This window comes from Pseudomonas sp. DWP2-2, from assembly GCF_049897065.1.
In the GTDB taxonomy this organism is placed as follows: Bacteria; Pseudomonadota; Gammaproteobacteria; order Pseudomonadales; family Pseudomonadaceae; genus Aquipseudomonas; species Aquipseudomonas paracarnis.
The window spans coordinates 350,118-376,986 of record NZ_JAFCVN010000006.1 but is presented as its reverse complement, the minus strand read 5'-3'; the positions used below and the strand labels follow the sequence as shown (position 1 = coordinate 376,986).

General features: G+C 60.3%; 20 protein-coding genes and 2 pseudogenes. 15 read left to right on the top strand and 7 right to left on the bottom strand.

Translation table 11 applies throughout. The features are described 5' to 3' along the window. Nucleotides 1-214: 214 nt before the first annotated feature. From recC to ACP7CZ_RS16665, 6 genes are all read left to right on the top strand, one after another. Entirely contained in the window at nucleotides 215-3,667 is a 3,453-nt protein-coding gene (recC, locus tag ACP7CZ_RS16690) for an exodeoxyribonuclease V subunit gamma (protein WP_072447282.1), read from the top strand. Next, on the top strand, nucleotides 3,664-7,335 hold the full coding sequence (gene recB / locus ACP7CZ_RS16685) for an exodeoxyribonuclease V subunit beta (RefSeq protein ID WP_294166034.1): 3,672 nt from the start codon (nucleotides 3,664-3,666) through the stop codon (nucleotides 7,333-7,335). Before recC ends, recB begins: the two co-directional genes overlap by 4 nt. Further along, entirely contained in the window at nucleotides 7,332-9,404 is a 2,073-nt protein-coding gene (gene recD / locus ACP7CZ_RS16680) for an exodeoxyribonuclease V subunit alpha (protein WP_294166037.1), read from the top strand. The genes recB and recD overlap by 4 nt, the downstream gene beginning before the upstream one ends. Nucleotides 9,405-9,543: 139 nt before the next feature. Then, complete coding sequence (locus tag ACP7CZ_RS16675) at nucleotides 9,544-10,110, top strand: YfiR family protein (protein WP_034128794.1); 567 nt, start codon at nucleotides 9,544-9,546, stop codon at nucleotides 10,108-10,110. Next, a complete protein-coding gene (locus ACP7CZ_RS16670) occupies nucleotides 10,107-11,369 on the top strand; it encodes a diguanylate cyclase domain-containing protein (protein ID WP_034128793.1) in 1,263 nt (420 codons plus the stop codon). The genes ACP7CZ_RS16675 and ACP7CZ_RS16670 overlap by 4 nt, the downstream gene beginning before the upstream one ends. Before the next feature lie 5 nt (nucleotides 11,370-11,374). Further along, nucleotides 11,375-11,863, top strand: coding sequence for an OmpA family protein (locus ACP7CZ_RS16665; RefSeq protein ID WP_034128792.1), 489 nt, complete (start codon nucleotides 11,375-11,377; stop codon nucleotides 11,861-11,863). A 96-nt stretch (nucleotides 11,864-11,959) separates the two neighbouring features. Here the strand turns inward: ACP7CZ_RS16665 and ACP7CZ_RS16660 are convergent. Next, a pseudogene (locus tag ACP7CZ_RS16660) lies at nucleotides 11,960-12,055 on the bottom strand (DUF3077 domain-containing protein); the annotation flags it as partial. A gap of 148 nt (nucleotides 12,056-12,203) precedes the next feature. On the opposite strand from ACP7CZ_RS16660, the gene ACP7CZ_RS16655 reads away from it, so the two are divergent. The 4 genes and pseudogenes from ACP7CZ_RS16655 to ACP7CZ_RS16640 all read left to right on the top strand — a co-directional run bounded on the left by ACP7CZ_RS16655 (nucleotide 12,204) and on the right by ACP7CZ_RS16640 (nucleotide 15,000). Continuing rightward, a complete protein-coding gene (locus tag ACP7CZ_RS16655) occupies nucleotides 12,204-12,575 on the top strand; it encodes a hypothetical protein (RefSeq protein ID WP_229999938.1) in 372 nt (123 codons plus the stop codon). A gap of 21 nt (nucleotides 12,576-12,596) precedes the next feature. After that, nucleotides 12,597-13,151 (top strand): annotated as a pseudogene (locus ACP7CZ_RS16650) (TauD/TfdA family dioxygenase); the annotation flags it as partial. 53 nt (nucleotides 13,152-13,204) lie between these two features. Beyond that, nucleotides 13,205-14,053 (top strand): EamA family transporter, encoded by an 849-nt coding sequence (locus ACP7CZ_RS16645; protein WP_054897000.1) that lies wholly within the window; start codon nucleotides 13,205-13,207, stop codon nucleotides 14,051-14,053. Further along, entirely contained in the window at nucleotides 14,053-15,000 is a 948-nt protein-coding gene (locus ACP7CZ_RS16640) for a LysR substrate-binding domain-containing protein (protein WP_060764178.1), read from the top strand. The genes ACP7CZ_RS16645 and ACP7CZ_RS16640 overlap by 1 nt, the downstream gene beginning before the upstream one ends. A 33-nt stretch (nucleotides 15,001-15,033) precedes the next feature. Here the strand turns inward: ACP7CZ_RS16640 and ACP7CZ_RS16635 are convergent, their stop codons facing one another. After that, nucleotides 15,034-15,981, bottom strand: a complete 948-nt coding sequence (locus ACP7CZ_RS16635) for a LysR family transcriptional regulator (RefSeq protein ID WP_294166039.1) — start codon at nucleotides 15,979-15,981, stop codon at nucleotides 15,034-15,036. 133 nt (nucleotides 15,982-16,114) lie between these two features. Here ACP7CZ_RS16635 and ACP7CZ_RS16630 point away from each other — a divergent pair, with 133 nt between their 5' ends. Both ACP7CZ_RS16630 and mmsB read left to right on the top strand, forming a co-directional pair. Beyond that, nucleotides 16,115-17,632, top strand: coding sequence for a CoA-acylating methylmalonate-semialdehyde dehydrogenase (locus tag ACP7CZ_RS16630; RefSeq protein WP_294166041.1), 1,518 nt, complete (start codon nucleotides 16,115-16,117; stop codon nucleotides 17,630-17,632). Nucleotides 17,633-17,647: 15 nt separating this feature from the next. Beyond that, nucleotides 17,648-18,535, top strand: a complete 888-nt coding sequence (mmsB, locus tag ACP7CZ_RS16625; RefSeq protein WP_054896996.1) for a 3-hydroxyisobutyrate dehydrogenase — start codon at nucleotides 17,648-17,650, stop codon at nucleotides 18,533-18,535. A 47-nt stretch (nucleotides 18,536-18,582) separates the two neighbouring features. Here the strand turns inward: mmsB and ACP7CZ_RS16620 are convergent, their stop codons facing one another. After that, nucleotides 18,583-18,927, bottom strand: coding sequence for a cupin domain-containing protein (locus ACP7CZ_RS16620; protein ID WP_003230905.1), 345 nt, complete (start codon nucleotides 18,925-18,927; stop codon nucleotides 18,583-18,585). Between the two features lie 364 nt (nucleotides 18,928-19,291). Here ACP7CZ_RS16620 and kynB point away from each other — a divergent pair, with 364 nt between their 5' ends. Together kynB and kynA are read left to right on the top strand one after the other, a co-directional pair. Further along, nucleotides 19,292-19,942: an arylformamidase gene (kynB, locus tag ACP7CZ_RS16615; protein ID WP_181125032.1), complete on the top strand. Its 651-nt coding sequence runs from the start codon at nucleotides 19,292-19,294 to the stop codon at nucleotides 19,940-19,942. After that, entirely contained in the window at nucleotides 19,939-20,796 is an 858-nt protein-coding gene (gene kynA, locus ACP7CZ_RS16610; protein WP_072434974.1) for a tryptophan 2,3-dioxygenase, read from the top strand. The genes kynB and kynA overlap by 4 nt, the downstream gene beginning before the upstream one ends. Nucleotides 20,797-20,942: 146 nt before the next feature. Here the strand turns inward: kynA and ACP7CZ_RS16605 are convergent, their stop codons facing one another. The 4 genes from ACP7CZ_RS16605 to antA all read right to left on the bottom strand — a co-directional run bounded on the left by ACP7CZ_RS16605 (nucleotide 20,943) and on the right by antA (nucleotide 25,439). Next, nucleotides 20,943-22,343: an amino acid permease gene (locus ACP7CZ_RS16605; RefSeq protein ID WP_034128783.1), complete on the bottom strand. Its 1,401-nt coding sequence runs from the start codon at nucleotides 22,341-22,343 to the stop codon at nucleotides 20,943-20,945. Between the two features lie 71 nt (nucleotides 22,344-22,414). After that, entirely contained in the window at nucleotides 22,415-23,422 is a 1,008-nt protein-coding gene (antC, locus tag ACP7CZ_RS16600) for an anthranilate 1,2-dioxygenase electron transfer component AntC (protein WP_105228448.1), read from the bottom strand. Between the two features lie 134 nt (nucleotides 23,423-23,556). Next, nucleotides 23,557-24,048 (bottom strand): anthranilate 1,2-dioxygenase small subunit, encoded by a 492-nt coding sequence (gene antB / locus ACP7CZ_RS16595; protein ID WP_034128781.1) that lies wholly within the window; start codon nucleotides 24,046-24,048, stop codon nucleotides 23,557-23,559. Next, nucleotides 24,048-25,439, bottom strand: coding sequence for an anthranilate 1,2-dioxygenase large subunit (gene antA, locus ACP7CZ_RS16590; protein ID WP_034128780.1), 1,392 nt, complete (start codon nucleotides 25,437-25,439; stop codon nucleotides 24,048-24,050). The genes antB and antA overlap by 1 nt, the downstream gene beginning before the upstream one ends. A 311-nt stretch (nucleotides 25,440-25,750) precedes the next feature. Between antA and ACP7CZ_RS16585 the strand changes: the two genes are divergently transcribed. After that, nucleotides 25,751-26,743 (top strand): AraC family transcriptional regulator, encoded by a 993-nt coding sequence (locus ACP7CZ_RS16585; RefSeq protein WP_060764185.1) that lies wholly within the window; start codon nucleotides 25,751-25,753, stop codon nucleotides 26,741-26,743. Nucleotides 26,744-26,869 lie beyond the last annotated feature (126 nt).

Sequence of the window (26,869 nt, the reverse complement as noted above, 5' to 3'; positions counted from 1 at the left end):
CATCGCCGATGGTAGTGTGGGGTTTCCCCATGTGAGAGTAGGTCATCGTCAAGATTAAATTCCGAAACCCCAATTGCGAAAGCAGTTGGGGTTTTGTTTTGGGCGCTCGAAAAGTGTCCGCCTTGTCGCCGTACACTTGTTCGCCTTGTGTTCGCCCCGTGCACCACAGTGCTAAAGTCCATCCCTCGATTTTGCTTTTCCCAAGGAAGCCGTTATGCCGGACGCGACGTCCCTCAGTCCTGGATTCATGGTGGTTCATGGCAACCGCCTGGACGAGCTGCGAAGCCTGGTGGTCAGTTGGATGCGCCGTTACCCACTGGCGCCTTTGGAAAACGAAATCGCCCTGGTACAAAGCAACGGCATCGCCCAATGGCTCAAGCTGGCCTTGGCCGAAGACCCGCAAGCCGATGATATGGGCGGCTGTGGCATTGCCGCAGCCATCGACGTGCAACTGCCTGGCAGCTTTATGTGGCAGCTTTATCGTATGGTTTTGGGCCGTGACGAAATCCCGCCCAAGTCCCTGCTTGATAAAGCCCCGCTGACCTGGCGCCTCATGCGGCTGTTACCCGAGCTGATCGACCAACCGCACTTCGAGCCTCTGCAACGCTTCCTGACGCAAGACACCGACCTGCGCAAACGCTACCAACTCGCCGAGCGCCTGGCTGACCTCTTCGACCAATACCAGGTCTACCGTGCCGACTGGCTGGAAGATTGGGCCGCAGGCCGGCACCAACTGCGCAATGGTCGAGGCGAGTCCAAACCGCTCAACCCAGCCAACTGCTGGCAAGCCGAGCTGTGGCGCGCGCTCCTGCTGGATGTAGGTGAAGCAGGCATGGCCGAAAGCCGGGCCGGCGTACATCAGCGCTTCATCGAGCGCATCAACAGCCTTGAACAAGCACCGCCCGGCTTGCCTCCCCGGGTGATCGTCTTCGGCATCTCATCGCTGCCGGCCCAGGCGCTGGAAGCCTTGGCGGGTCTGGCCCGTTTCAGCCAGGTCCTGCTCTGCGTGCATAACCCCTGCCGCCATCATTGGTCGGACATCGTCGCCGACAAGGACTTGCTGCGTAACGAATACAAACGCCAGGCGCGCAAAACGAGCATGCCCGTCACTATCGACCCACAAACTTTGCACCAGCACGCCCATCCGCTGCTCGCTGCCTGGGGCAAGCAGGGCCGTGATTACATCAGTCTGCTGGACAGCTACGATGACCCCAACAGCTACCGCGCCGCATTTCGCGACGGCCGTATTGACCTGTTCAGCGACAGCGAACCCACCACGCTCCTCAACCAACTCCAGGACGATATCCTCGAACTGCGCCCGTTGAATGAAACCCGTGAGCTCTGGCCCGCTGTCGACTTGCAACGCGATACGTCGATCCGTTTCCATATCGCCCACAGCGCCCAACGCGAAGTGGAAATCCTCCACGACCAATTACTTCATCGCTTCAGCGCTGACCCCTCCCTGCGCCCTCGGGACATCATCGTCATGGTCCCCGACGTCGACAGCTATGCACCGCATATTCGCGCGGTCTTCGGCCAGCTCGAACGGCATGACCCACGCTTCATCCCCTTCACCCTTACAGACCAAGGCCAACGTGGTCGCGACCCGCTGTTGATCGCCGTCGAGCACTTGCTCAAACTTCCCGACAGCCGCTTCCCTGTCAGCGAAATCCTCGACCTGCTCGACGTCCCGGCCCTGCGCGAACGCTTCGCCATCAAAGAGCGTGATCTGCCCACCTTGCATCGTTGGATCGAAGGCGCCGGCATCCGCTGGGGCTTGAATGCCGAGCAACGCGCCGGTTTGGGCCTGCCCGCGGAACTGGAGCAAAACAGTTGGCGATTCGGCCTGCGCCGTATGCTGCTGGGCTATGCCGTCGGTACCGGCACGGCCTGCGACGGTATTGAACCTTATGACGAAATCGGTGGCCTCGATGCGGCCTTGATCGGCCCACTGGTCGCCTTGCTTGACGCCTTGAACGATGCCCATCAAGCGTTATCGGAACCCGCGTCGCCACAAACCTGGGGCGAGCGTCTACAACGGTTGATGCAGCTGTTTTTCCTGCCCAGCAGCGAGCACGATGACTACCTGCTGGGCCAGCTCGAACAATTAAGAGAAACCTGGCTGGAAACCTGCGAGTCCGTTGGTCTGCAAGACGAGTTACCCCTTACGGTTGTGCGTGAGGCATGGTTGGCCGGATTGGATCAGGGGCGCCTGTCCCAGCGCTTCCTGGCGGGGGCGGTCAATTTCTGTACGCTGATGCCCATGCGTGCGATCCCGTTCAAGCTGGTCTGCCTGCTCGGCATGAACGACGGCGATTACCCGCGGGCCCAGCCACCCCTGGATTTTGACCTGATGGGCAGCGATTACCGCCCCGGCGACCGTTCTCGCCGCGAAGACGACCGCTACTTACTGCTCGAAGCGCTGCTGTCAGCCCGTGACCAGCTGTACATCAGCTGGGTAGGCCGCAGCATCCGTGACAACAGCGATCGCCCGGCCTCGGTGCTGATCGGCCAACTACGCGACCACCTCGCCAGCGGCTGGCAGCACGCCAGCAACGATCTGCCGCTGATCGACGCAATGACCCAGGAGCACCCGCTGCAACCCTTCAGCGCCCGCTATTTCCACGAAGGCGATTCGTTGTTCAGCTATGCGCGCGAATGGCAATTGCTGCATCAGGCACCGGCGGTCATCACCCAAGAGCAAGGCTTGACGCCTCACCAACAGGAAGAACCCCTGAGCCTTGGCCAGTTACAGGACTTCCTGCGCAATCCGGTCAAACACTTCTTCAGCCAGCGCCTGAAAGTATTCTTCGAAGCCGCTGAAGTGCCCCTGGCTGATGAAGAACCCTTCGTGCTGGACGCATTGCAACGCTACAGCTTGAGCGACAGCCTGCTGAACGCGGCACTCACCCAACCCGACCAACTCGATCAGGCTCTCACCGCCCAGGCCCTGCGGCTGCAAGGCAGCGGCCTGCTGCCGATGGTGGGTTTCGGTGAATGCCTGCGTAACGAACTGATCGAGCCGCTGCCGGACCTGGTGCAACGCTATCAACAGCTTCTGGCGTTGTGGCCCACCCCGCATACTGGCGCTGAACCGGTCAGCTTTGCGTACCAAGGCATCCAGCTGGAAGGTTGGATCAGCGGTCTGCACCGACGCAGTGATGGCGGACTTTTAAGCGTCACCACCATCCCCAACAGTATTGGTTCGATCAAGACACGTAAGTGGCACCGCCTCATCCGCCCCTGGGTCAATCACGTGGTGGCCTGCGCCTGTGGCCTGCCCTTGAGCACCGGCCTGGTAGCCAGTGACGACACCTTGTTGTTGGCCCCACTGGACAAGGCCGGCGCCGAGGACATTCTCGGTAACCTGCTGTTGGCCTGGCACACGGGAATGAGCGCGCCGCTTCCGGTCGCAGTGAAAACCGCGTTCGCCTGGCTCGGCCAGGCTGATCCCGCCAAGGCCCAAGCGGCTGCGAGCAAAGCCTATGAAGGCGATGGCATCACCACTGACGGCGAACGCCGCGAAACGCCTGCCCTTACGCGGCAATTTCCCGACTACGCGGCCCTGGTCGCCAGTGAAGAGTTCGAAGGCTGGTGCGAAACCCTGTATCGCCCGCTGATCAACGCCCCCTGGCGATCGCTTTCCAGCACGGAGGCCAGCGCATGATCGGCAAACCCTTGGCCCTGGCGTTCCCGCTCAAAGGCAGCCAGTTGATTGAAGCCAGTGCTGGCACCGGCAAGACCTTCACCATCTCCGCCCTGTACCTGCGTCTGGTGCTCGGCCACGGCGGTGATGAATCCGGTTTCGACCGCGAACTGCTGCCACCGCAAATCCTCGTGGTGACGTTCACCGACGCCGCTACCAAGGAACTGCGTGAACGTATCCGCATCCGCCTGGCCGAAGCCGCGCGCTTCTTCCGTGACGAAATCGAACAGCCTGATGCGCTGATTGCCGACCTGCGCGAGCAATATGATCCGCAGCAATGGCCCGCCTGTGCCAATCGCCTGGACATCGCCGCGCAATGGATGGATGAAGCCGCAGTCTCCACGATCCACAGTTGGTGCCAGCGCATGCTGCGCGAACATGCGTTCGACAGCGGCAGCCTGTTCACACAAACCCTGGAAACCGACCATAGCGACCTGCTGGGCGAAGTGCTGCGCGACTACTGGCGCTTGTTCTGCTACCCAATGCACGACGATGCGCTCAACTGGGTGCGCAATAATTGGGGTGGCCCCGCGGCGCTGATGCCACGGGTGCGTGCGTTGTTCGGCAGCGAGCGGCCCACCGACGAAACCCGCGAGCCAGCCGAACTGATCAGCGCCTGCCTGCAAGAACGCCGCGCCGCGCTGGTTGCCCTCAAGGCACCCTGGCAACAATGGGCTGCCGAGCTGCGGGATATCTGCCTGCAAGCCGTCGCTGCCAAAGCGGTCGATGGGCGCAAGATGCAAGCACGTTACTTCGAGCCCTGGTTCGAAAAGATCAGCGCCTGGGCCGCTGACGAAACCCTGGAACAACTGGACATCGGCACCGGCTTCACCCGCCTGACGCCCGACGGAATGGCCGAAGCGTGGAAAGGCGAGCCGCCGCAGCACCCTGGCATCGAGGCTATGGCCAGCCTCAAAGCCAGCCTCGACGCCTTGCCAACGCCCGACGCGGCGGTGCTGCAACACGCTGCCGGCTGGGTCGGCAAACGTTTCGAGGAAGAGAAACGTCGCCGCGCCGAGATGGGGTTTGACGACATGCTGATCCGCCTCAACGCCGCCCTCCAGGCAGACGGTGGCGAGCGCCTGGCCAGTGTGATCCGCGAGCAATTTCCGGTGGCTCTGATTGATGAATTCCAGGACACCGACCCGGTGCAATACAGCATCTTCGACAGCATCTACCGCATCGAAGAAAACCACCTCGACAGCGGCCTGTTCCTGATCGGCGACCCCAAGCAGGCGATCTACGCCTTTCGCGGCGCCGACATCTACACCTACCTGCGCGCCCGGCAGGCCACCACCGGCCGCCATCACACCCTGGGCACCAACTTCCGCTCCAGCCATGCGATGGTCGAGGCGGTGAACCATGTGTTCCAGCGTGCGGAAACCGGCCGTGGTGCGTTCCTGTTTCGCCAGCCTAATGGCGATAACCCGGTGCCGTTCCATTCGGTACTGTCCCAAGGCCGCAGCGAGCAGTTGCAGGTCGACGGTCACACGCTACCGGCCATGAACCTTTGGCACCTGCCCACCGACCAGCCGATTTCCAACGCGGTTTATCGTCAACACCTGGCCGCCGCCTGCGCCACGCAAATCGTTGCGCTGCTCAATGGCGGGCAGCAAGGCACCGCAGGCTTTGTGAAAGCGGGGCGCTTGAAGGGCGTGTTGCCGTCAGACATCGCCATCCTCGTGCGCGACGGCAAGGAAGCCCAAGCCGTACGGGCGGAACTGGCCCGCCGCGGCGTGCGCAGTGTGTACCTGTCGGATAAAGACTCGGTGTTTGCCGCCCAGGAAGCCCATGACCTGTTGGCCTGGTTGAAGGCTTGCGCGGAACCGGATGTCGAACGCCCGCTGCGTGCAGCCCTGGCCTGCGTCACCCTGAACCTGCCCCTGTCGGAGCTGGAGCGTCTGAATCAGGACGAACTGGCGTGGGAATCGCGGGTGATGCAGTTCCGTGGCTACCGTGCCATCTGGCGTACCCAAGGCGTGTTGCCAATGCTGCGGCGCCTGCTTCACGATTTCAAGCTGCCGCAAACCCTCATCGCCCGCAGTGATGGCGAGCGGGTGCTGACCAACCTGTTGCACCTCAGTGAATTGTTGCAACAGGCCGCCTCGGAACTGGATGGCGAGCAGGCGTTGATCCGTCATTTGGCCGAGCATCTGGCGCTGTCGGGGCAGGCCGGTGAAGAACAGATCCTGCGCCTGGAAAGCGACGAGCAACTGGTCAAAGTGGTGACCATCCACAAATCCAAGGGCCTGGAATACGACTTGGTGTTCCTGCCGTTCATCTGTTCGGCCAAGCCCGTGGATGGCAGTCGCTTGCCGTTGCATTACCACGATGAACACGGCAAGTCCCACGTCAGCCTGCGACCCACGGCCGAGTTGATCGCCCAAGCCGACGATGAGCGCCTGGCCGAAGACCTGCGTTTGTTGTACGTGGCCTTGACCCGCGCCAAACATGCCTGCTGGCTGGGCATCGCCGACCTCAAGCGCGGCAATAACAGCAGCTCGGTCTTGCACCTTTCTGCATTGGGCTATTTGCTCGGTGCCGGCGCGTCGTTGAGCGAATCAGCGGGTCTGGCGCGCTGGTTGCTGGACTTGCAGCAAGGCTGCGCGGCCATCGGTTATGACCTTGTGCCGGACGCCCAAGACATCTTGTTCCACCCGCCGCGCAACCAAGCGACCCTGCTCGCGCCGTTGCTGCCTGCACGCAAGGCCGCAGAAAACTGGTGGATTGCCTCCTATAGCGCCTTGCGCATTGGCGACAGCATGAGCGCCGCCAACCTCGAAGCCCCCGAAAGCCCACAGGCCCAGAAGCTGTTCGATGACGAACGCCTCGACCCCGATGCCCCTCGGGAAACGGTCGCGGCCAGCGGGGATATTCACCGTTTCCCACGCGGTCCCAACCCAGGCACCTTCCTTCACGGCTTGTTGGAATGGGCCGGTGAAGAAGGTTTCAACGTGACCCCGGAGGCGATCGAAAAAGCCGTGGGCGCGCGCTGTAACCGCCGCAACTGGGAAGGCTGGATCGTCACCCTCAGCGGCTGGCTGGAGCACCTGCTGCACACGCCACTGCCCCTGTACAACGAGCGCTTCACCCTCAGTGGCCTGCAGCAGTACCAGATCGAGATGGAATTCTGGTTTGCCAGTCACACCGTCGACGTACTCGCCCTCGACAAACTGGTGTGCCAGCACACCCATGGCGGCGTGTCCCGTGTGGCCGCCGAACCGGTGCTGCTCAACGGCATGTTCAAAGGCTTTATCGATCTGACGTTTGAGCACGATGGCCGTTACTACGTGGCCGACTACAAATCCAATTGGCTCGGCCCTGACGACTCTGCCTACACCCATGACGCCATGGAACACTCGATCCTCGAGCATCGGTACGACCTGCAATACGTACTTTACCTGCTGGCCCTGCACCGCCAACTCAAGGCGCGCCTGCCGCATTACGATTATGACCAGCACGTCGGCGGTGCCCTGTACCTGTTCCTGCGCGGTAGCCAGTCGGTGAGCCAGGGCGCGTATTTTACCCGACCGCCTCGTGAGTTGATCGAGAGCCTGGACCTGTTGTTCCAGGGCAAGCCCATCCCACCCAAGGTTGAGCCCGCCTGGGAACAAGGAGTGCTCTTATGAGCCTGTCGCCGTTACCGCTGGAGGCGCTTTTGCCCCTCGATCGTGCCGCCGACCTGCTGCAGTTGCTTGCACGTTGGGTCGAGCGGGGTTGGCTGCGCGCCTTGGACAAAGCCTTTGTCGGTTTCCTGTACGAGCTGGACCCAAAGGCCGATCCCCTGGTGCTGCTGGCGGCGGCCTTGACCAGCCATCAACTGGGCCATGGCCACGTCTGCCTGGATGTGTTCGAAACCCTCAAGGCGCCGGATTTCGCCCTGTCATTGCCGCCCGAAGGCGACCTGCACACCGGCGCCATGCTGCTACCCTCACAGTTGCTGCACGGCCTGGATGGCGCGCATTGGTGCCATGCCCTGGCTTCAAGCCCGTTGGTTGCGCTGGCCGTCGATGGCAGCGAGGAGGCTCGTAGCCGCCCGTTGGTGTTGTCCGGCAAGCGCCTGTACCTGCGCCGCTACTGGGCCTACGAGCGGCGTATCGACCGCGCCCTGCGCCTGCGCCTTGCCAGCGTGGAAGACGCCGCCGCCGATCTGCCGCAACGGCTCAATCGCCTGTTCGACCAACCGGCGCCCGATGGGGTGATTGACTGGCAAAAGCTCGCCTGCGCCCTGGCGACCCGCGGCGCCTTCAGCATCGTCACCGGCGGCCCCGGTACCGGTAAAACCACCACCGTCGTGCGCCTGCTCGCGCTATTGCAGGCGCCCGCCGTGGAGTCCGGCAGCCCGTTGCGTATTCGCCTGGCTGCGCCCACCGGTAAAGCCGCTGCGCGCCTGACCGAATCCATCAGCCAGCAAGTGCTGTCACTGACAGTGCCCGACAACGTGCGGGAAAAAATCCCCACCCAGGTCACCACGGTCCACCGCTTGTTGGGCAGCCGTCCGGGCACCCGTCACTTCCGTCACCACCCGGGCAACCCGCTGCCTTTGGATGTGCTGGTGGTGGACGAAGCCTCGATGATCGACCTGGAAATGATGGCCAACCTGCTCGACGCCCTGCCGCCCCATGCACGCCTGGTATTGCTGGGCGACAAAGACCAACTGGCCTCGGTAGAAGCGGGGGCCGTACTCGGCGACTTGTGCCGCGATGCCGAAGCCGGCTGGTACAGCCCGCAGACTCGCCACTGGCTGCAAGCCGTTAGCGGTGAAGACCTCAGCAGCAGCGGCTTGCAAGAAGACCTCGATGGCAGCCATCCCCTGGCCCAGCAAGTGGTGATGCTGCGCTATTCGCGCCGCTTCGGCGAGGGCAGCGGTATTGGTCAACTGGCGCGTTGGGTCAACCAGCAAAACGCCGAAGAGGCCCGCCCGCTGTTAGCTGCAGGCCGTCACGACGACCTGTTCTGCGTCAGCCTCAAGGGTGAGCATGACCACGCCCTTGAGCGCCTGGTACTGGACGGGCAGGGCGATGGCGCCCAAGGTTATCGCTACTACCTGAACCTGCTGCAATCGGCGCGCCCCTCTGCGGACACACCGCGTGACGGTCCAGCCTGGACTGCTTGGGCGCAACAACTGCTGCACGCCTTCGACGCGTTTCAACTGCTTTGCGCCGTGCGGAAGGGCCCGTGGGGCGTCGAAGGGCTCAACCTGCGCATCACCGCGGCGTTGCGCAAGGTACGCCTGATCGAAGGTGACGAGCAGTGGTACGAAGGCCGACCGGTGCTGATGACCCGCAACGATTACGGGCTCGGCCTGATGAACGGCGACATCGGCATCGCCCTGAAATTGCCCGAAAGCGACGGTGGCCCCCACGTCCTGCGGGTGGCCTTTCCACGTAACGATGGCCAGGGCGGCGTGCGCTTTGTATTGCCCAGCCGCTTGAATGATGTGGAAACCGTGTACGCCATGACCGTGCACAAATCCCAGGGCTCGGAGTTCACTCACACCGCGCTGATCCTGCCGGATGCCCTTAACCCGGTGCTGACCAAAGAGCTGATCTATACCGGTATCACCCGTGCCAAACGTTGGTTCAGCCTGGTTGAGCCGCGCGGCGGCGTGTTTGAGGAAGCGGTGCGGCGCAAGGTCAAGCGTCTGAGCGGATTGATGTTGGAGTTGGACCTTCCGTCTGAAAAAAATGACTGGTAGGTCAGGCGATATTTCTTATTCAGATGTCTGATTTTTCTGAAAAAATAGCGAACCCCTCGAATGCTGTGCTTCGTGGGGATGTCCGCCGCTGTGCTATCGTTGCGGCATCATCCTGGAAAACACTTGAGAGTATCGCTGCATGAACGTGGCTGTCTCGCCCAAAGCGCGCAGTTTGAGTTGGAGACGCCTGTTACTGGTGACGGTGCTGTGCCTGCTTGCGCCGCGCCTATTTGCGCAGACGCCCAGCCTGGCCGAGCACCGTGCGCAGGCGGTCACCCAAGTGGTGCTCGGTATCCTCAGCTACGCCCGTTGGCCGGTTGAGCCTGCGCAATTGCGGCTGTGCATTGTCGGGCCGACTCAGTACACCGATGACCTGGTCAAAGGCACCACCCAGGCCACCGGTCGTCCGGTGCTGGTGCGGCGCCTGCTGGTCGATCATCCGGATATCGTCAATGCCTGTGATGCCGTCTACATCGGCAAAATCACCCCCGACGAACGCAACCGCCTGTTTACCTCATTGATCGGCCATCCCGTACTCAGCATCAGCGAAGGGGGCGACCAATGCACGGTGGGCAGCCTGTTCTGCCTGCGCGTCAGCGATGAGCAGGTGTCGTTCGAGGTCAACCTGGATTCCGTCGCCCGTAGCGGCGTGCGCATCCATCCCAGTGTGTTGCAGTTGTCCCGTCGTCGAGCGCCTGGCTCATGAGTCGCGATAAAGTGCGGCCGACCCTGCGCTCGGTAATTGCCCGCGGGCATATGATCCTGGCGCTGGTAGCCGTGACCCTGGCCAGTGTGTCCCTGACCCTGCTGGGCGTACTTGCCCTGCGGGTTTACGCCGAGCACAACCTGCACCTGATCGCCCGCTCGATCAACTACACCGTGGAAGCAGCCGTGGTGTTCAACGACAGTGCGGCGGCCACCGAAGCCCTGAGCCTGATTGCCTCTACCGAAGAAGTGGCCCAGGCAGAAGTATTCGATATCAACGGCAAGCTGCTGGCGCGCTGGGTTCGCCCGGAAACCGGCATGTTGTCACGGGTCGAGCTGCAAATAGCGCACGCCCTGCTCGAACAGCCCATCAGCCAGCCGATCCTGCGCCAGGGGCAAACCGTCGGCAGCATCCATCTGGTCGGCCACGGTGGCAGCCTGTTGCGCTTCTTGCTCAGTGGCTTGATCGGGATTCTGATCTGCACCGCCCTCAGCGCCTGGGTGGCGTTGCATCTGTCACGGCGTCTGTTAAATGGTATCACCGTGCCATTGCAACGCCTGGCTGCCGTCGCCCACGCCGCCCGCAGCGAGCGAGACTTCGACCGCCGCGTACCCTCGGCGCAGATCGCCGAACTCGACAGCCTGGGCAGCGACTTCAACGCCCTGCTCGGTGAGATGGAGGCCTGGCAAAGCCACCTGCAAAGCGAAAACGAAACCCTGGCCCACCAGGCCAGCCACGACAGCCTCACCGGCCTGCCCAACCGCGCGTTCTTCGAAGGCCGGCTGATCCGTGCCCTGCGCAGCGCGGCCAAGGTCAACGAGCGGGTGGCAGTGCTGTTCCTCGACAGCGATCGTTTCAAAGACATCAACGACAGCTTCGGTCACGCCGCTGGCGATGCCGTGCTGGTGGCCGTTGCCGACCGCGTGCGGGCGCAACTGCGCGAGGACGACCTGGTGGCGCGCCTGGGCGGTGATGAATTCGCGGTATTGCTGGCGCCCCTGCACAAGGCCGAAGACGCCCAGCGCATCGCCGACAAAATCATTGCCAGCATGGACATGCCGATTCCACTGCCTGGAGACACCCAGGTGTTGACCTCCCTCAGTATCGGCATTGCGATTTATCCCGAGCATGGTGCCACGCCAGGGACCTTGCTCAACGCTGCCGACGCGGCGATGTACCAGGCCAAACGATTGTCTTCGGGCGGCCAGCAAACGGCGGAGTCGGAGCACCCCGTCGCCAACGTTCAACACAGGAGTTGATTCCCTTGTTCGCTAACACACGCGTTTTATTTATTTCTTTGCTCGTGGCCTTCCTGGCCCTCAGCGGCTGCCAGACGCCACCCAAAGGCCTGACCCCGGCGCAAGTCGCCGTGCTCAAGCAGCAAGGCTTCGAGCTGACCGATGAAGGCTGGGCCTTCGGCCTGTCCGGCAAAGTGCTGTTTGGCAGCGACGTCGAAACCCTCAACAAACCCAGCACCGACATCGTCGAACGCATCGGCCAGGCCCTGGTAGGCGCGGGTATCGAGCGTGTGCGTGTCGACGGCCACACCGACGCCTCGGGCAAAGAGCCCTACAATGTTGCCCTGTCCCTGCGCCGCGCCAAAAGCGTGGGCAAGGTGCTGACCCGCGTGGGCATGAAAGAAGAAAACATCCAACTGCGCGGCCTGGGCAGCAGCGAGCCGGTAGCGCCGAATACGACCACAGCAGGCCGCACCGAGAATCGCCGGGTGTCGATCGTAGTGATCGCAGACTAAGCGGGTTCACCTTTCCCAAGCTGAAATGCAATCCAATGTGGGAGGGGGCAAGCCCCTCTCACAGTTGTTCTGCGATGTGCTAGCAAGAATGTTCGCTCAACGGCTCGGTGTCATCGCCCGCGTCAAGTCATCCACCACGGCCTTGCCCCTCTCATACATATAATGCGCGGCCCATGCGTATTGGTCGCCGCGAAAACCTACCAACGACCATTAGGAGTTTTCTCTGTAGGAAAGACCTGTCATGACGAATTTTAATGGCTGGGCTGATGAAGTTTCGCTTTTTCGCAAATGGTGGGCTTAGTTAAATGGACGCTATAAGTAACTACCGTAAAGGATTGCGATGACTATAAATGTCAGTCATTTTCGCCAGGAAGTATCTAAAGTCAGGCTTTCAAAAGATGCATTTGCTGAGCTATTGACGATAAGAGAGTTGTTCGAGACGGTAAGTCAAGGTGTTAGATTCGATACCAAGGTCGCTTACATTAATCCTTTACAGTCAAGCGTGCTGAGAGAGGAGCTGAATAGAATACGAAATATGATCGATCATGAAAGTCATGTCTTGATTCTCGATGGCTTTAAGGTGGATAAACTTTCAACGTTCAAATCTCTGGTGTGGACATTCGGTTCCTTACTCGGTGTCCCAATGGTACAGAATCATCTTGGTCATAAAGTGATTGAGGTTTATGACCGAGGTGGCAAAAGCATTGAGTAAGGTGCGAGATACCATCAGACCCGTCAAGGCGCCTATGTACATAACGATGGTGTGAGCGACCCGTTGCCTATCGATTACTTGATCCTGGCCTGTGGACAGAAAGCACTTTTAGGAGGTGAGAGCATTCTCATCGATGCAAGCGCGGTATACGCCGAGCTGATGGCGTTCCCAGAAGTATTGGAAGCGCTCAAATGCGACTTCTTTTTTGAGAATCGCGGCATGTCAGAGGATGAAAAACTGTTTAAAGCCCCCATCCTCAGCTTTTCCAGTGAAGGTATTCCACTGATCAGATACTTTCGAGTCTACATTGAGTCAGCTCACCTTAAGGCAGGAGTGCCTTTAACAGCAGCTCAAACCCAGGCACTGGACTTTCTGGATACCGTTCTCGATCAGTCATCGGTTCAGCATCGAGTACTGCTGGAGCCAGGGCAAGTGCTTATTTCAGCCGATAACAAGTTTCTGCATACGCGCACGCACTTCATTGATATGAACGCTCCACGTTCCGAAATCAATGATGCTGAGCCTTTGAGTGATCTTAATCGTTATATGCTACGGCTGTGGTTACGCAAACGATGATGCATCGGTATTCATAACGTAAGTCCTCCCATATCCGCCATAAGCCGAGCCCCATGGACAACTCCGATATCGCGATCACGTTGGTCTTGATTTCTGCCTTTATGCACGCCACTTGGAATGCCGTAGTTCGCGCCGGTAGCAGTCGCTTCATGACCTTGGCCATGGTCGACGGCACCGCGCTAGTGATATGCCTGCTGGCGTTGCCGTTTGTAAGTGTGCCTAGCCTGGAGGTATGGGGCTATATACTCGTCTCTGTGGTGCTCAATACGGTCTACCGGCTATTTTTGATTAAAGCGTACGAAACGGGTGACTTCGGTCAGGTTTACCCGGTGATGCGTGGGGTGCCGCCCGTATTGGTCGTGCTGTTTTCTTACTTTCTGCTGCATGAACAGTTGTCCTCCCAGGCGTTGACGGGAGTGTTGCTGATTTGTGTGGGGATTATCAGCTTGACCTTTGTGCGCAGGATGACGGCGCAGATGTTCAAGCCGATCCTGATGGCGGTGTGTGCCGGTGCGTTTATTGCGTCTTACACGGTGGTGGATGCTAAAGGTGTAAGAGCCAGTGAGACGGTGCTGCAGTACATTATTTACCTGACAGTATTCCAAAGTATCCCGATCCCGATGCTGGCGTTTTCCAAAGAACGTTCAACCTTGGCTCGTGCGATACGTGGGCACTGGCGAGTTGGGCTATTAGGCGGTGTTTTTTACCTGGCGTCTTACGGATTGGTGTTGTTTGCCTTGTCGCTGGACGCGGTGGCCAAGGTCTCAGCTCTGCGGGAAACCAGTGTTATTATCGGCGCCATTATTGCTGCGCTGTTCTTTCACGAACGGTTCGGTTGGCGACGGATGCTTTCGGCGTTCGTCATTGTTTGCGGGATCATTTTGATCAAAGTGAGCACCTGATGGCCCAGCGTCCGCCCCCCACACCTATGCTTCAGGCGTTCGTCAGCGCAGCGCAAACCGGTAGTTTCGCCCGTGCAGCGTCTGAGCTTAACCTCACCGCCAGTGCCATTAGCCATCAAATCGCGGGCTTGGAGGAATGGTGGGGCGTGTCGTTGTTTGAGCGGCACTCACGCGGCGTCAAGCTGACTGCAGCAGGGCAGGCTCTGTTGCCAGTTACCGATGAGTTTTTCAAGGCGCTGGATGGGGTATTGCATTCACTCAATCCCGGTAAGTCCCAACCGTTATACCTATCATGCACGTCTTCCCTCTGTTCGACGTGGCTAATCCCCAGGATGCACGGCTCTCACACGCAGGCTTCATTCAACCTGGATCTGGTGTTGACCAGCGCCGACATGAGCAGCACCAGCCTGGAGGCCCATCAATACGATGTCGCCGTGGTGATGGGGTACGGTGACTATCCGGATCATTATGTCGAACTGTTGATGCGCGACGCCGTATTCCCCGTGTGTTCGCCCGATTTTCTGCGGTTGAAGGGCGGCATTGTTCTGGAGGATGTCGCCCGCTATCCGCTGATTCATCGGGTGGACGATCAGGTATGTCCGGGGTGGGAAAGCTGGTTTGCGTTTCAGGGGCTGGCGCCGCCGCCTTATCACCACGGGCCGAGATTTCCGGATTCGAGCCTGGCGATCAGCTTGGCGGTGAAGGGCGGAGGGATTGCGCTGGGCAGGACTGCGTTGGTGTATGACCAACTGGAAGACGGTGCGTTAGTTGCGTTGAATAGCCCTGTGATGATGTCCCCTGCGGCCTACTACATCATTTGTCGAAACGGGCGTCAGTCGGAGCCGGAGATTGCTCGGCTGATTGAATGGCTCAAGAACAGCGCGGGTGAGTTTCTGCGCGAAGTTCGGCTTCGGCATCCGCAAATTGCTGCAGCAGGAGCGGTCTAAATGTAGGAAGCCTCCGTTGCTCCTTTTAGCACCTCACTTCGCAAACCTGATCTCCCGCGTCTGCCCCATTAACAACCCCTGATTCTGCTCCGTCACTTCCCGAATGTAATCCCACAACAACGTAATCCGCTTCAACTTCCTCAAATCCTCTCGGCAATACATCCAGAACTGCCGCGTAATCGCAATCTGCTCTCCCAGCACCGGCAGCAAGCGCGGGTCCTGCGCGGCCAGAAAGCACGGCAATATCGCCATCGACCGGCCTTGCTGGGCCGCCACGTACTGTGCGATCACGCTGGTACTGCGCAGGCTGGCGCTGGCGCCGGGCACCACATTGGCCAGGTACAGCAACTCTGAGCTGAAGGCCAAGTCATCCACATAGCTGATAAACGGATGTTCGGCCAGATCCGCAGGTTTGCGGATTGGCGGGTGTTGGTCGAGGTAGTCCTGGGTGGCGTACAACTGCAATTTGTAGTCGCACAGTTTGCAGCACACATACGGCCCGTGTTCAGGGCGTTCCAGGGCGATGACGATGTCGGCTTCGCGCTTGGACAGGCTGATGAAGTGGGGCAGGGGCAGGATATCCACCGAGATCGCAGGATAAGTGTCGACGAAATGGCTCAGTTGCGGGGTGACGAAGAAGCTGCCGAAGCCTTCGGTGCAACCCATGCGCACATGGCCGGAAAGTGCCACGCCGGACCCGGACACCTGTTCGCAGGCCATGTGCAGGGTGCTTTCAATGGATTCGGCATAACCCAGCAACCGCTGGCCTTCGCTGGTGAGCACGAAGCCGTTGGTCCGGGATTTTTCGAACAGCAGCGTGCCGAGGGACACTTCCAGAGAGCTGATGCGCCGCGACACGGTGGTGTAGTCCACCGCCAGGCGCTTGGCGGCCACGCTAGCCTTGCGGGTGCGGGCTACTTCGAGGAAAAACTTCAGGTCATCCCAGTTCAGGGCGCCCAGGGAGCTGATGTTTTTTTGCATATTGGACCGGCTTTTATGTGCGTTCTTATTAGAGATTTGCACATCTATACTCCAAAAACAGTCCGAACGCCTCATTCTTCAAGGCGATTCAACGCCTTGGTTCTCTGCATAACTACAAGATTCTGGAGACCCCATGAACGCATCTGCCGATATTTCCGTGCAACAGGTCAAGTTGCTGATCAACGGTGAGTGGGTCGAGTCCAAGACCACCGAGTGGCAAGACATCGTCAACCCGGCCACCCAGCAAGTGCTGGCCAAAGTCCCGTTTGCCACCGCCGATGAAGTCAACGCGGCCATCGACGCTGCCCATCAAGCGTTCCAGACCTGGAAACTCACGCCGATCGGCGCGCGCATGCGCATCATGCTTAAGCTCCAAGCCTTGATCCGCGAACATTCCAAGCGCATTGCTGTAGTCCTCAGCTCCGAGCAGGGCAAGACCATTGCCGATGCCGAGGGCGATATTTTTCGTGGCCTGGAAGTGGTGGAGCACGCTTGTTCCATTGGCACCCTGCAAATGGGTGAGTTCGCCGAGAACGTGGCCGGCGGCGTGGACACCTACACCCTGCGCCAGCCTATCGGCGTGTGCGCCGGCATCACCCCGTTCAACTTCCCGGCGATGATTCCGCTGTGGATGTTCCCGATGGCGATTGCCTGCGGTAACACCTTTGTACTCAAGCCTTCCGAGCAAGACCCGTTGTCGACCATGCTGCTGGTGGAGCTGGCGCTGGAAGCCGGTGTGCCAGCCGGCGTGCTCAACGTGGTGCATGGCGGCAAGGACGTGGTGGATGCGCTGTGCACTCACAAAGACATCAAGGCGGTGTCCTTCGTCGGTTCGACGGCTGTGGGCACCCATGTCTACGACCTAGCCGGCAAACACGGCAAGCGTGTGCAGTCGATGATGGGCGCCAAGAACCACGCGGTGGTGCTGCCGGATGCTAACCGAGAACACACCCTCAACGCCCTGGTCGGTGCCGGTTTCGGCGCGGCTGGCCAGCGTTGCATGGCCACCTCGGTGGTGGTGCTGGTGGGCGCGGCCAAGCAGTGGCTGCCAGACCTCAAGGCCCTGGCACAAAAGCTCAAGGTCAACGCCGGCAGCGAAGCGGGCACGGATGTCGGCCCGGTGATCTCCAAGCGCGCCAAGGCACGTATCCTGGAACTGATCGAAAGCGGCGTGAAACAAGGCGCCAAGCTGGAGCTGGACGGCCGCGACATCAAAGTGCCGGGCTTTGAGCAAGGCAACTTTGTCGGCCCCACCCTGTTCTCAGGCGTGACCACCGACATGCGCATCTACACCGAGGAAATCTTCGGCCCGGTGCTGGTGGTACTGGAAGTCGAGACACTCGATCAAGCCATCGCCCTGGTCAACGCCAATCCGTTCGGCAACGGCACGGGCCTGTTCACCCAGAGCGGTGCGGCGGCGCGTAAATTCCAGAGCGAAATCGATGTGGGCCAGGTCGGCATCAACATCCCCATCCCGGTGCCAGTGCCGTTCTTCAGCTTTACCGGCTCCCGCGGTTCCAAGCTCGGCGACCTGGGCCCTTATGGCAAGCAAGTGGTGCAGTTCAACACTCAGACCAAAACCGTCACCAGCCGCTGGTTCGACGATGACACCGTCAACGATGGCGTCAACACCACCATCAACCTGCGCTGAACCTGGGAGACGATCATGAAGATTGCATTTATCGGCCTGGGCAACATGGGTGCGCCCATGGCCCGCAACCTGATCAAGGCTGGGCACGCGCTTAACCTGTTCGACCTGAACCAAGCGGTACTCAAGGAACTTGCCGAACTGGGCGGCACCATCAGCAGCTCGCCGCGTGATGCGGCCCAAGGTGCCGAACTGGTGATTACCATGCTGCCGGCAGCCGCCCATGTGCGCAGCGTGTGGCTGAATGAAGACGGTGTACTCGCCGGCATCGGCAAAGGCATCCCCGCCGTGGATTGCAGCACCATTGACCCGCAAACCATCCGTGAAGTAGCGGCTGCGGCAGCCAAACAAGGTGTGGCAGTGGCCGATGCGCCGGTCTCCGGTGGCACCGGCGGTGCCCAGGCCGGGACGCTGACCTTCATGGTTGGCGCCAACCCGGAACTGTTCGCCACCCTGCAACCGGTGCTGGCGCAAATGGGCCGCAACATCGTGCACTGTGGTGATGTCGGCACTGGGCAAATCGCCAAGATCTGCAACAACCTGCTGCTGGGTATCAGCATGGTCGGCGTCAGTGAAGCCATGGCCCTGGGCGATGCACTTGGCATTGATACACAAGTGCTGGCCGGCATCATCAACAGCTCCACGGGGCGCTGCTGGAGTTCCGATACCTACAATCCTTGGCCAGGCGTGATCGAGACCGCGCCATCATCGCGTGGCTATACCGGTGGTTTTGGTGCCGACCTGATGCTCAAGGACCTGGGCCTTGCGACTGAGGCTGCGCGCCAGGCGCATCAGCCGGTGATTCTCGGCGCAGTGGCCCAGCAGTTGTATCAATCCATGAGCCAGCGTGGGGAAGGGGGCAAGGACTTCTCGGCGATCATCAACAGCTATCGCAAGCCCAAATAAATACCTGTGGCGAGGGAGCAAGCTCCCTCGCCACAGGTTTTGCTGGGTCAGGCAAACACAAAATACTTACGCACAGTCTCGACCACTTCCCACGTCCCCTTCATCCCTGGCTCCACTACAAAGATATCCCCAGCGCGCAGATGGATCGGCTCCATGCCTTCAGGCGTGATCACGCAGTAGCCTTCCTGGAAATGGCAGTATTCCCACTTCACGTATTCCACGTACCACTTGCCCGGTGTGCAGATCCAGGTGCCCATGATCTTGCTGCCGTCTTCGCTGGTGTAGGCGTTGAGGTTGACAGTGTGCGGGTCACCTTCGAGCTTTTCCCATTTGCAGGCATCCAGGACCGGCAGTGGGTGGGTGTCGCGCAGTACGGTGATGGGCTTGGACATGATGACTCCGAGGCAGGGAAGGGAAAGCTCAACCCTAAGGCCTCGGGCGTTGCGCCAGTGGTCTGAACTCGACATTGGGATGCCCAGAAGCGCAGTCACCTGAACACCGCGGTCCCCTGTTGGAGCCGGGCTTGCCCGCGATGGCGGTGGCACAGCGAGCATCTCCATTGCCTGACACTCCGCTATCGCTGGCAAGCCAGGCTCCCACACGAGGTCGTGGCGTATCTGAGCGACAGATCTGTGCATCAAACCGATGTTTCCTCGCAGTAACTGCGAAAGATTTCCCGTATCGCGCCAGAATTCGCAAGAAAATTCACACCCCTCCCTCGTATCATTCACCTCAGTAACGAGTGAGAGCCTTGCAATGAACCCAATAAAAACGTGGTGGGATATCAGCCCGCCCTTGAGCACGGCCACCCCGACCTGGCCGGGTGATACGCCGTTTCAGGAAGAGCGTGTGTGGCAGTTCGGCCCGGAGTGCCCGGTGAATGTGGGGCGCGTGACCCTGTCGCCGCACACCGGCGCCCATGTGGATGCGCCGCTGCATTACAGCGCTGATGGCGCGCCGATTGGCGAGGTGTCGCTGGATGTGTATATGGGGCCGTGCCGGGTATTGCACTGCCTGGGCAGCGGCGCCCTGGTGCAGCCCCATCAGTTGCAAGGGCGTGTGGATAACCTGCCCGAGCGCGTGCTGCTGCGCACTTATCCACAAGCTCCGCTCACCGACTGGGATTCGAACTTCACCGCCATCGCCCCCCAGACCATTGAGCTGCTGGCCAGCCTGGGGGTGCGCCTGATCGGTATCGATACGCCGTCCCTGGACCCGCAACAATCCAAGACCATGGATTCGCACAACGTCGTGGCGCGCCATGGCATGGCGATCCTCGAAGGCATCGTGCTCGATGACGTACCGGAGGGCGACTATGAACTGATCGCGCTGCCGCTGCGCTTCGCCAACCTGGACGCGAGCCCCGTGCGCGCCATTCTCCGCCCGCTCAAGGAGCCCACGCGATGAGCCAATGTCCTTTTTCAGCTGATTACCAACCGCCGGAAGAATGGCATAACGCCGAATTGAATTTCTCCGAGTCCATGAGCTATGGCGACTACCTGGACCTGGGCAAAGTCCTCAGCGCCCAGCACCCGCTGTCGCCAGACCACAACGAAATGCTCTTCATCATCCAGCACCAGACCTCTGAGCTGTGGATGAAACTGATGCTTCACGAACTCAAGGCCGCCCGCGAACATGTGCGCCTGGGTGAGCTGCCGCCGGCGTTCAAGATGCTGGCGCGGGTGTCGCGGATCTTCGATCAACTGGTGCACGCCTGGGCGGTGCTGGCGACCATGACGCCATCAGAGTACAAGGCGATTCGCCCGTTCCTGGGGCAGTCGTCGGGGTTCCAGTCGTTCCAGTACCGCGAGATCGAATTCATCCTCGGCAACAAAAGCCCGGCGCTGCTGCGGCCCCATGCTCATCGCCCGGAGTTGCTGCAGCAATTGCAGGTGGCGATTGCCACGCCGTCGCTGTATGACGAGGCCGTAAACCTGATGGTCAAGGCGGGGTTGGCGATTGATCCCAAGCGCGCCGAGCGCGACCCGACCGCAGCCACGGTGCACGATGAATCGGTGGAAGCGGCCTGGCGCGAGGTATATCGCGACCCGAGCCGTTACTGGGATTTGTATCAGTTGGCCGAGAAGTTTATCGACCTGGAAGATTCGTTCCGCCAGTGGCGCTTCCGGCATGTCACCACGGTGGAACGCATCATCGGCTTCCAGCCGGGTACTGGCGGTACTGAAGGCGTGGGGTACCTGCGCAAGATGCTCGACACGGTACTGTTCCCTGAACTCTGGCGAGTACGTTCCACGCTCTAAACAAAAAAGCCCCGGATTACCGGGGCTTTTTTTATGTGAAATACAGTCAACTGTGGGAGCTGGCTTGCCAGCGATGGCGGTGTATCAGCCGGCCCACCCGTTGGCTGACACGCCGCCATCGCGGGCAAGCCCGGCTCCCACAGGTGTTACTGCGCCACAGCTACTTTCCCGTTTCTGATCCGAAACCGATAGGCAACGTAGATAATCCCCACCCACACCGGCATCGCGTACACCGACTCACGAATTCCCGGAATCGCCAGCATCACCCCGATGATCATCACCATGAAGGCCAGACACAGGTAGTTGCTGAACGGGAACCAGAAGGTCTTGAACGACGGCGTCACGCCTTGCTCGCCCATGGCCTTGCGGAACTTGATGTGGGTCAGGCTGATCAGCGCCCAGTTGATCATCAGCGAAGCAACCACCAAGGCAAACAGCAACTCCAGCGCACTGTGCGGCGCGACGTAGTTGACCACCACGCACAGCATCGTCACCAACGCCGAAATCGCCAACGCCCGTAGCGGCACGCCTTGCTTGTTGAGCTTCATCAGCGCCTTGGGCGCGTCACCTTGCTCGGCCAGGCCGAACAGCATGCGGCTGTTGCAGTACACGCCGCTGTTGTACACCGACAACGCCGCGGTCAGCACCACGAAGTTGAGGATGTGGGCGGCGGTGTCGTTGCCGATCAGCGAGAAGATCTGCACAAACGGGCTGCCGCTGTAGGCATCGCCTGACGCGCCGAGGGTTTGCAGCAGTTGATCCCACGGGTACAGCGACAACAGCACGGTCAGCGCACCGACATAGAAAATCAGGATGCGGTACACCACCTGATTGATTGCCTTGGGGATCACCTTGCGTGGTTCGCTGGCCTCGGCGGCGGTGATGCCGACCAGTTCCAGGCCACCGAACGAGAACATGATGAAGGCCATCGACATCAACAGCCCCATGCCGCCATTGGGGAAGAAACCACCGTGGCTCCACAGGTTGCTGACCGAGGCCTGGGGGCCGCCGGTGCCGCTGAACAGCAGGTAGCAGCCGAGCACGATCATGCCGACAATCGCCACCACCTTGATGATCGCAAACCAGAATTCGGCTTCACCGAAGAACTTCACGTTCAGGGTGTTGATCAGGTTCACCGCGACGAAGAACACCAGCGCGCTGACCCAGGTTGGGATCTCCGGCCACCAGAACTGGATGTACTTACCCACCGCCGTCAACTCGGCCATGCCCACCAGCACGTAGAGCACCCAGTAGTTCCAGCCCGCCAGGAAGCCTGCGTAACCGCCCCAGTATTTATGTGCGAAGTGGCTGAAGGAACCGGCCACCGGCTCTTCGACGATCATCTCGCCTAGCTGGCGCATGATCAGGAACGCGATAAACCCGGCCACCGCATAGCCCAGGATCATCGACGGCCCCGCCGACTTGAGTACCCCGGCCGAGCCGAGGAACAAGCCTGTACCAATCGCACCTCCCAAGGCGATCAGCTGAATGTGCCGGTTTTTCAGGCCACGCTTGAGGCCCACCGGGTTAACCATGTCATCCGCCATTAACATTCCCTTCTACTTGTTTTTCTCAAGGGTGATTGCACGCCGCATCGGCCCCTCAGAACTGCTGAGGGTCAGATATTACTCTGCGTAAACTTTTCGTAATACAGCTGAACGCCATCAAGTGCCTGATCCGCCAGCCATTGCTGGATGGATTCGACCATCGGAGGGGGGCCGCACACGTACATATCCGCCGATCTGTCCCGCAGTTCGGCCAGGTCGAAATGCTCGGTGAGGTAGCCGCGTTTGCCCGTCCACTCGGCTGAGGCGTCGCTCAGCACTTCGGTGTAGCGAAAGTTCGGGATTTTTGCCGCGTAGGCGTGGATACGCGCCGCTTCACATAAATCTTCGGCGCCGCGCACGCCGTAGTACAGGTGCACAGGTTGCGTGCAGCCGTTGACGGCCAGCTCATCGAGCATGCCCAACAACGCCGACAACCCGGTGCCGCCCGCCACCAGTACCAACGGTTGGGTGACATGCCGCAGATAAAACGCACCCAAGGGCGCCTCCATCAACATTTCATCACCTACTTGGCAGCGTTCACGCAGGTAGTTGCTCATGACTCCATCGGGCAGCAGGCGTACCAGGAACTGCAACTGATTACCCGGCCGGTTGGCGAAGGAGTAGGAGCGCCAGCTATCGGTGCCGGGCACCGACAGACGCGCGTATTGGCCCGGCAAAAAATCCAGTGGCTGGTCCAGTTGCACCTGCAAGATGGCGGTGCTGGTCGACACCTGCTGCACCGCGCTCACCGTGCCGCGTACCTGCACGGGCCCGGGGGCGTTGCACAGGCTCGAATCAAAGTCGAAATAGAAGGTGGCGTCGGACTTCACCCGGGTCTGGCAACTGAGCATCTTGCGCTGTTGCAGGTCGAGGCTGGAGAGCGCTTCCTCGTCCACGTAGTCCTGGCTGTACTCGCCGGACTCACAACGCCCCTGGCAGGTGCCGCACACACCTTCGCGGCAATCGAGCGGGATTTTGATGCCGTTGCGCAGGGCCGCATCCAACAGGATTTCATGGGCGCCCACCGGGAAGAACAGGGTCTTGCCATCGGCAAAGCTGAAGGCCACTTTGTGATTCATTGATGAAACTCCAAGCGTGCCCCTGTGGCGAGGGAGCTTGCTCCCGCTGGGCTGCGAAGCTGCCCCAAAAAACTGGGAGCGCTGCGCACTCCAGCGGGAGCAAGCTCCCTCGCCACAAGGGGGATGTGCTGGTTTTAAAGGTGATAGAAATCCAGCACCGAGTTGATGGTGTCGTTGAGCAGCAGGGCGTGCTTGCGCGTGATCAGCCAGCTGTCGCCCTCGGGCTTGAGGCGATAGGTTGCGTGCCCATAGAACTGCTCGGAAGTAGCCAGCCGATAAAACAGCGTGTGCCAGTTCAAACGCACCTCCAACGTGCCGTCGGCCTGCTCGGCAATGCGCACGTTGTTGATCAGGTGCAAGGTGCGCGGCATCGGCGTGGCAGAGGCGGCTTTGCCGGTGCGCAGGCGGAACACGCGGTCTTCCAGGCCCGAGCGGTTGGCATAGTAGATCAACGACATCTCGCGCTTGGGGTCTTGGGTGTAGACGTGTTCCGAGTCCCATTGCGGCAGGTGGAATTCACTCTGCGGGTCGAACAATTGCACGTAGGCGTCCCAGTCCTGGGCATCGCACAGTTCGGACTTGCGGTAGAAGAACTGCTCGATCTGGTACTGCAATTGCGCATTCATCATTTCACCTCCCGCAGTGTCAGGGCTCGCTCGTCCAAACCCTTGAGCAGAAACTGCTGCCAGTTGCGATGCTGGTTGACGTACAAGCCTTCATGGGTGAATTCGGTGCCGGTCATCGCCGGTTGGATGCCAATGGCCTCGCTGTTGGGCGTCGGCCCGGTCTCCCAGCGATGGCTGCCCCGTGATATGTCGCTCCAGCGTTCCAGGCGGCCCTGGAAGCCGCGCTGGGCTTCGCGAAATTCCACCAGGTCGTCGGGCGTGCCCATGCCCGAGACGTTGAAGAAGTCCTCGAACTGGCGGATCCGGTTTTCGCGATCGGCGTCGGACTCACCTCTCACGCCCAGGCACTGGCTGATGATCTCGGTCTTGTTCCAGGCCACCGGGCGGATGATGCGCAACTGCGAGCTGATCTGGTCGAGAAAGAACAGGCTGGGGTAGATGTTCAGGTTGCGTAGGCGGTGCATCATCCACTCGGCCTTCTGCTGGCCGTGTTCTTCTACCAGGCGCGGCATGATGGTGGCGTAGCCGGAGCGCACGCTGGGGTTGGGCATGTCGCTAAACAGCACGCTATGGCCGTTGTTGAAGGCAAACCAGCCATCGTCGGTATTCGCGTCGCCGGCGCCGAGCTTGCTGTAGTCCAGCGTCGTGCTGGAACCTGCGCCGTTCTCGGTGTTGACCTGCTGGCGATGCTGCACGGTGGCCACGTAGTTGTAGTGCACGGTGCTGACGTGATAACCGTCCAGGCCGTTTTCGTTTTGCAGCTTCCAGTTGCCGTCGTAGGTGTAGGCGGACTTGCCTGGCAGCACTTCCAGCTCACCGGTGGCCGATTGCGCCACCATCATGTCGAAGAACACTTTGGCGTCGCCCAGGAAATCTTCCAGGCTGTTGGTGCCGTTCACGTCCAGGCTGATAAACACAAAGCCCTTGTAGCTGTCGATGCGCGCTTTTTTCAGGCCGCGGGTGGCCTTGTCGAAACCTTCCGGGTATTCCCCGGGCGCCTTGACCTTCACCAGTCGGCCATCGCTCTTGTAGCACCAGGCGTGGAACGGGCAGGTGAAGGTGGATTGGTTGCCCTTGCCCACGCGGGTGAGGGTAGTGCCGCGATGCTGGCAGGCGTTGATCAGCGCGTTGAGCCGGCCTTCGCCGTCACGGGTGATGATCATCGGCTGGCGCCCGGCGCGCATCGTCACGAAGTCGTGGTTATTGGCCAGTTCGCTTTCGTGGCAGGCGTAGATCCAGTTTTTTTCGAAGATCAGCTCCATCTCCAGGTCGAACAGTTCGGGCTCGGTGAACATGTCGCGGGCGATGCGGAACACTTCATCTGCCGGGCGAAAGTCCAGGCAGCTTTCGATAAAGGTTTTCCACTGCTCGACGGTTCTTGCACCACTCATGGGAGGCACCTTTTGATCATGGCTAAACGGTGAGCCATTAAGCGGCTGCAATGCGGTAGCGGGCTATCCGCTTAATGGGGGAACGCAGGCCGCAAAGTTGGGCAACAAATACCCATGGCGGTGCGCGCAGGTGACGGCATGCGCTACTGTGATGGTGGGCGATGGTCGTAGAACCCTGGGATTTATCCACATAGTCGACCCTTACTATCCACCCAGTGGCCACGCTGCTGGCGTGGCCTGGAACTTGCTGTCGAGGTTCAACGACGCGCCGCCAGAGCGCGCAAATGCCTAACCGCCGTGGGTGCACCCTGATGAGTAGCCAGACACGCGATATTCATATTCAACGCTTCGACCTGGAAGGCGCGCGCAGCTGGATGTCCGGCATCTGCGGGCCCCATCGCCTGGCGACGGCCACCCCCGAACGCCTGCGCTTTCACCACAGCGCCAACGTGTTCAAATCCCGCGCCACCACCCTGGGCGTGATCGAGTACGGTACCGATGTGACCATCGACATCGAAGACGCCGAGCACTTCAGCAGCTACAGCTTGAGCCTGCCGCTGGTGGGCGAGCAGGAGCTGAGCAAGAACGGTGAGCGCCTCAGTTCCAACCGCGACCAGGGCGTGATCATTTCACCCAATGAGCATCAGGTGCTGGCGATTTCCGGTGACTGCCGCAAGTTGCAGGTGGTGATCACCCGCGCGGCGATGAGCGAGTCACTGGAAGGTTTGCTGCAACGGCCCATCGATGCACCGCTGCGGTTTGAGTCGGTGATGGATGCTGTGGACGGAGCACCGGCCTCGTGGTGGCGCATGGCGCGATACTTCATCGCCGAACTGGAATGCAGCAGCGAGTTGTACGAGCAGGCGGCGTTTACCCGTGACCTGGAAAGCTCGCTGATCAAGGGGCTGATCCTGGCCCAACCCAATAACTACTCTGAAGAACTGCGCGAGGTTCTGGGGGTGAAACTGCCGCACTACTTGATCCGTGCGCGGCAATTCATCCACGACAACGCCCGTGAAGTGCTGCACCTGGAAGACCTGGAAGCGGCAGCGGGCGTGTCGCGGTTCAAACTGTTCGATGCGTTTCGCAAGTACTTCGCACTGTCGCCCATGGCGTATCTGAAGAAGCATCGGTTGGGGGCGGTGCGCCAGGAGATTCTGGAGCAGGGCTCAATGCGCACTATTTCTGAAATCGCCCTGGGCTGGGGGTTTACGCACCTGGGGCGGTTTTCGGCGGAATACCGCAAGTTGTTCGATGAGTCGCCCAGCCAGACATTGCAACGCAAGCGCCTGCGCAGCCTTTGAAACCAATGAAGATCAAATGTAGGAGCGAGCTTGCTCGCGAAAAACGTTAACGATAACGCGTGCTTGCTGGATGAACGCGGCGCCTGTGAGTTTTTCGCGAGCAAGCTCGCTCCTACAAGGGAATTG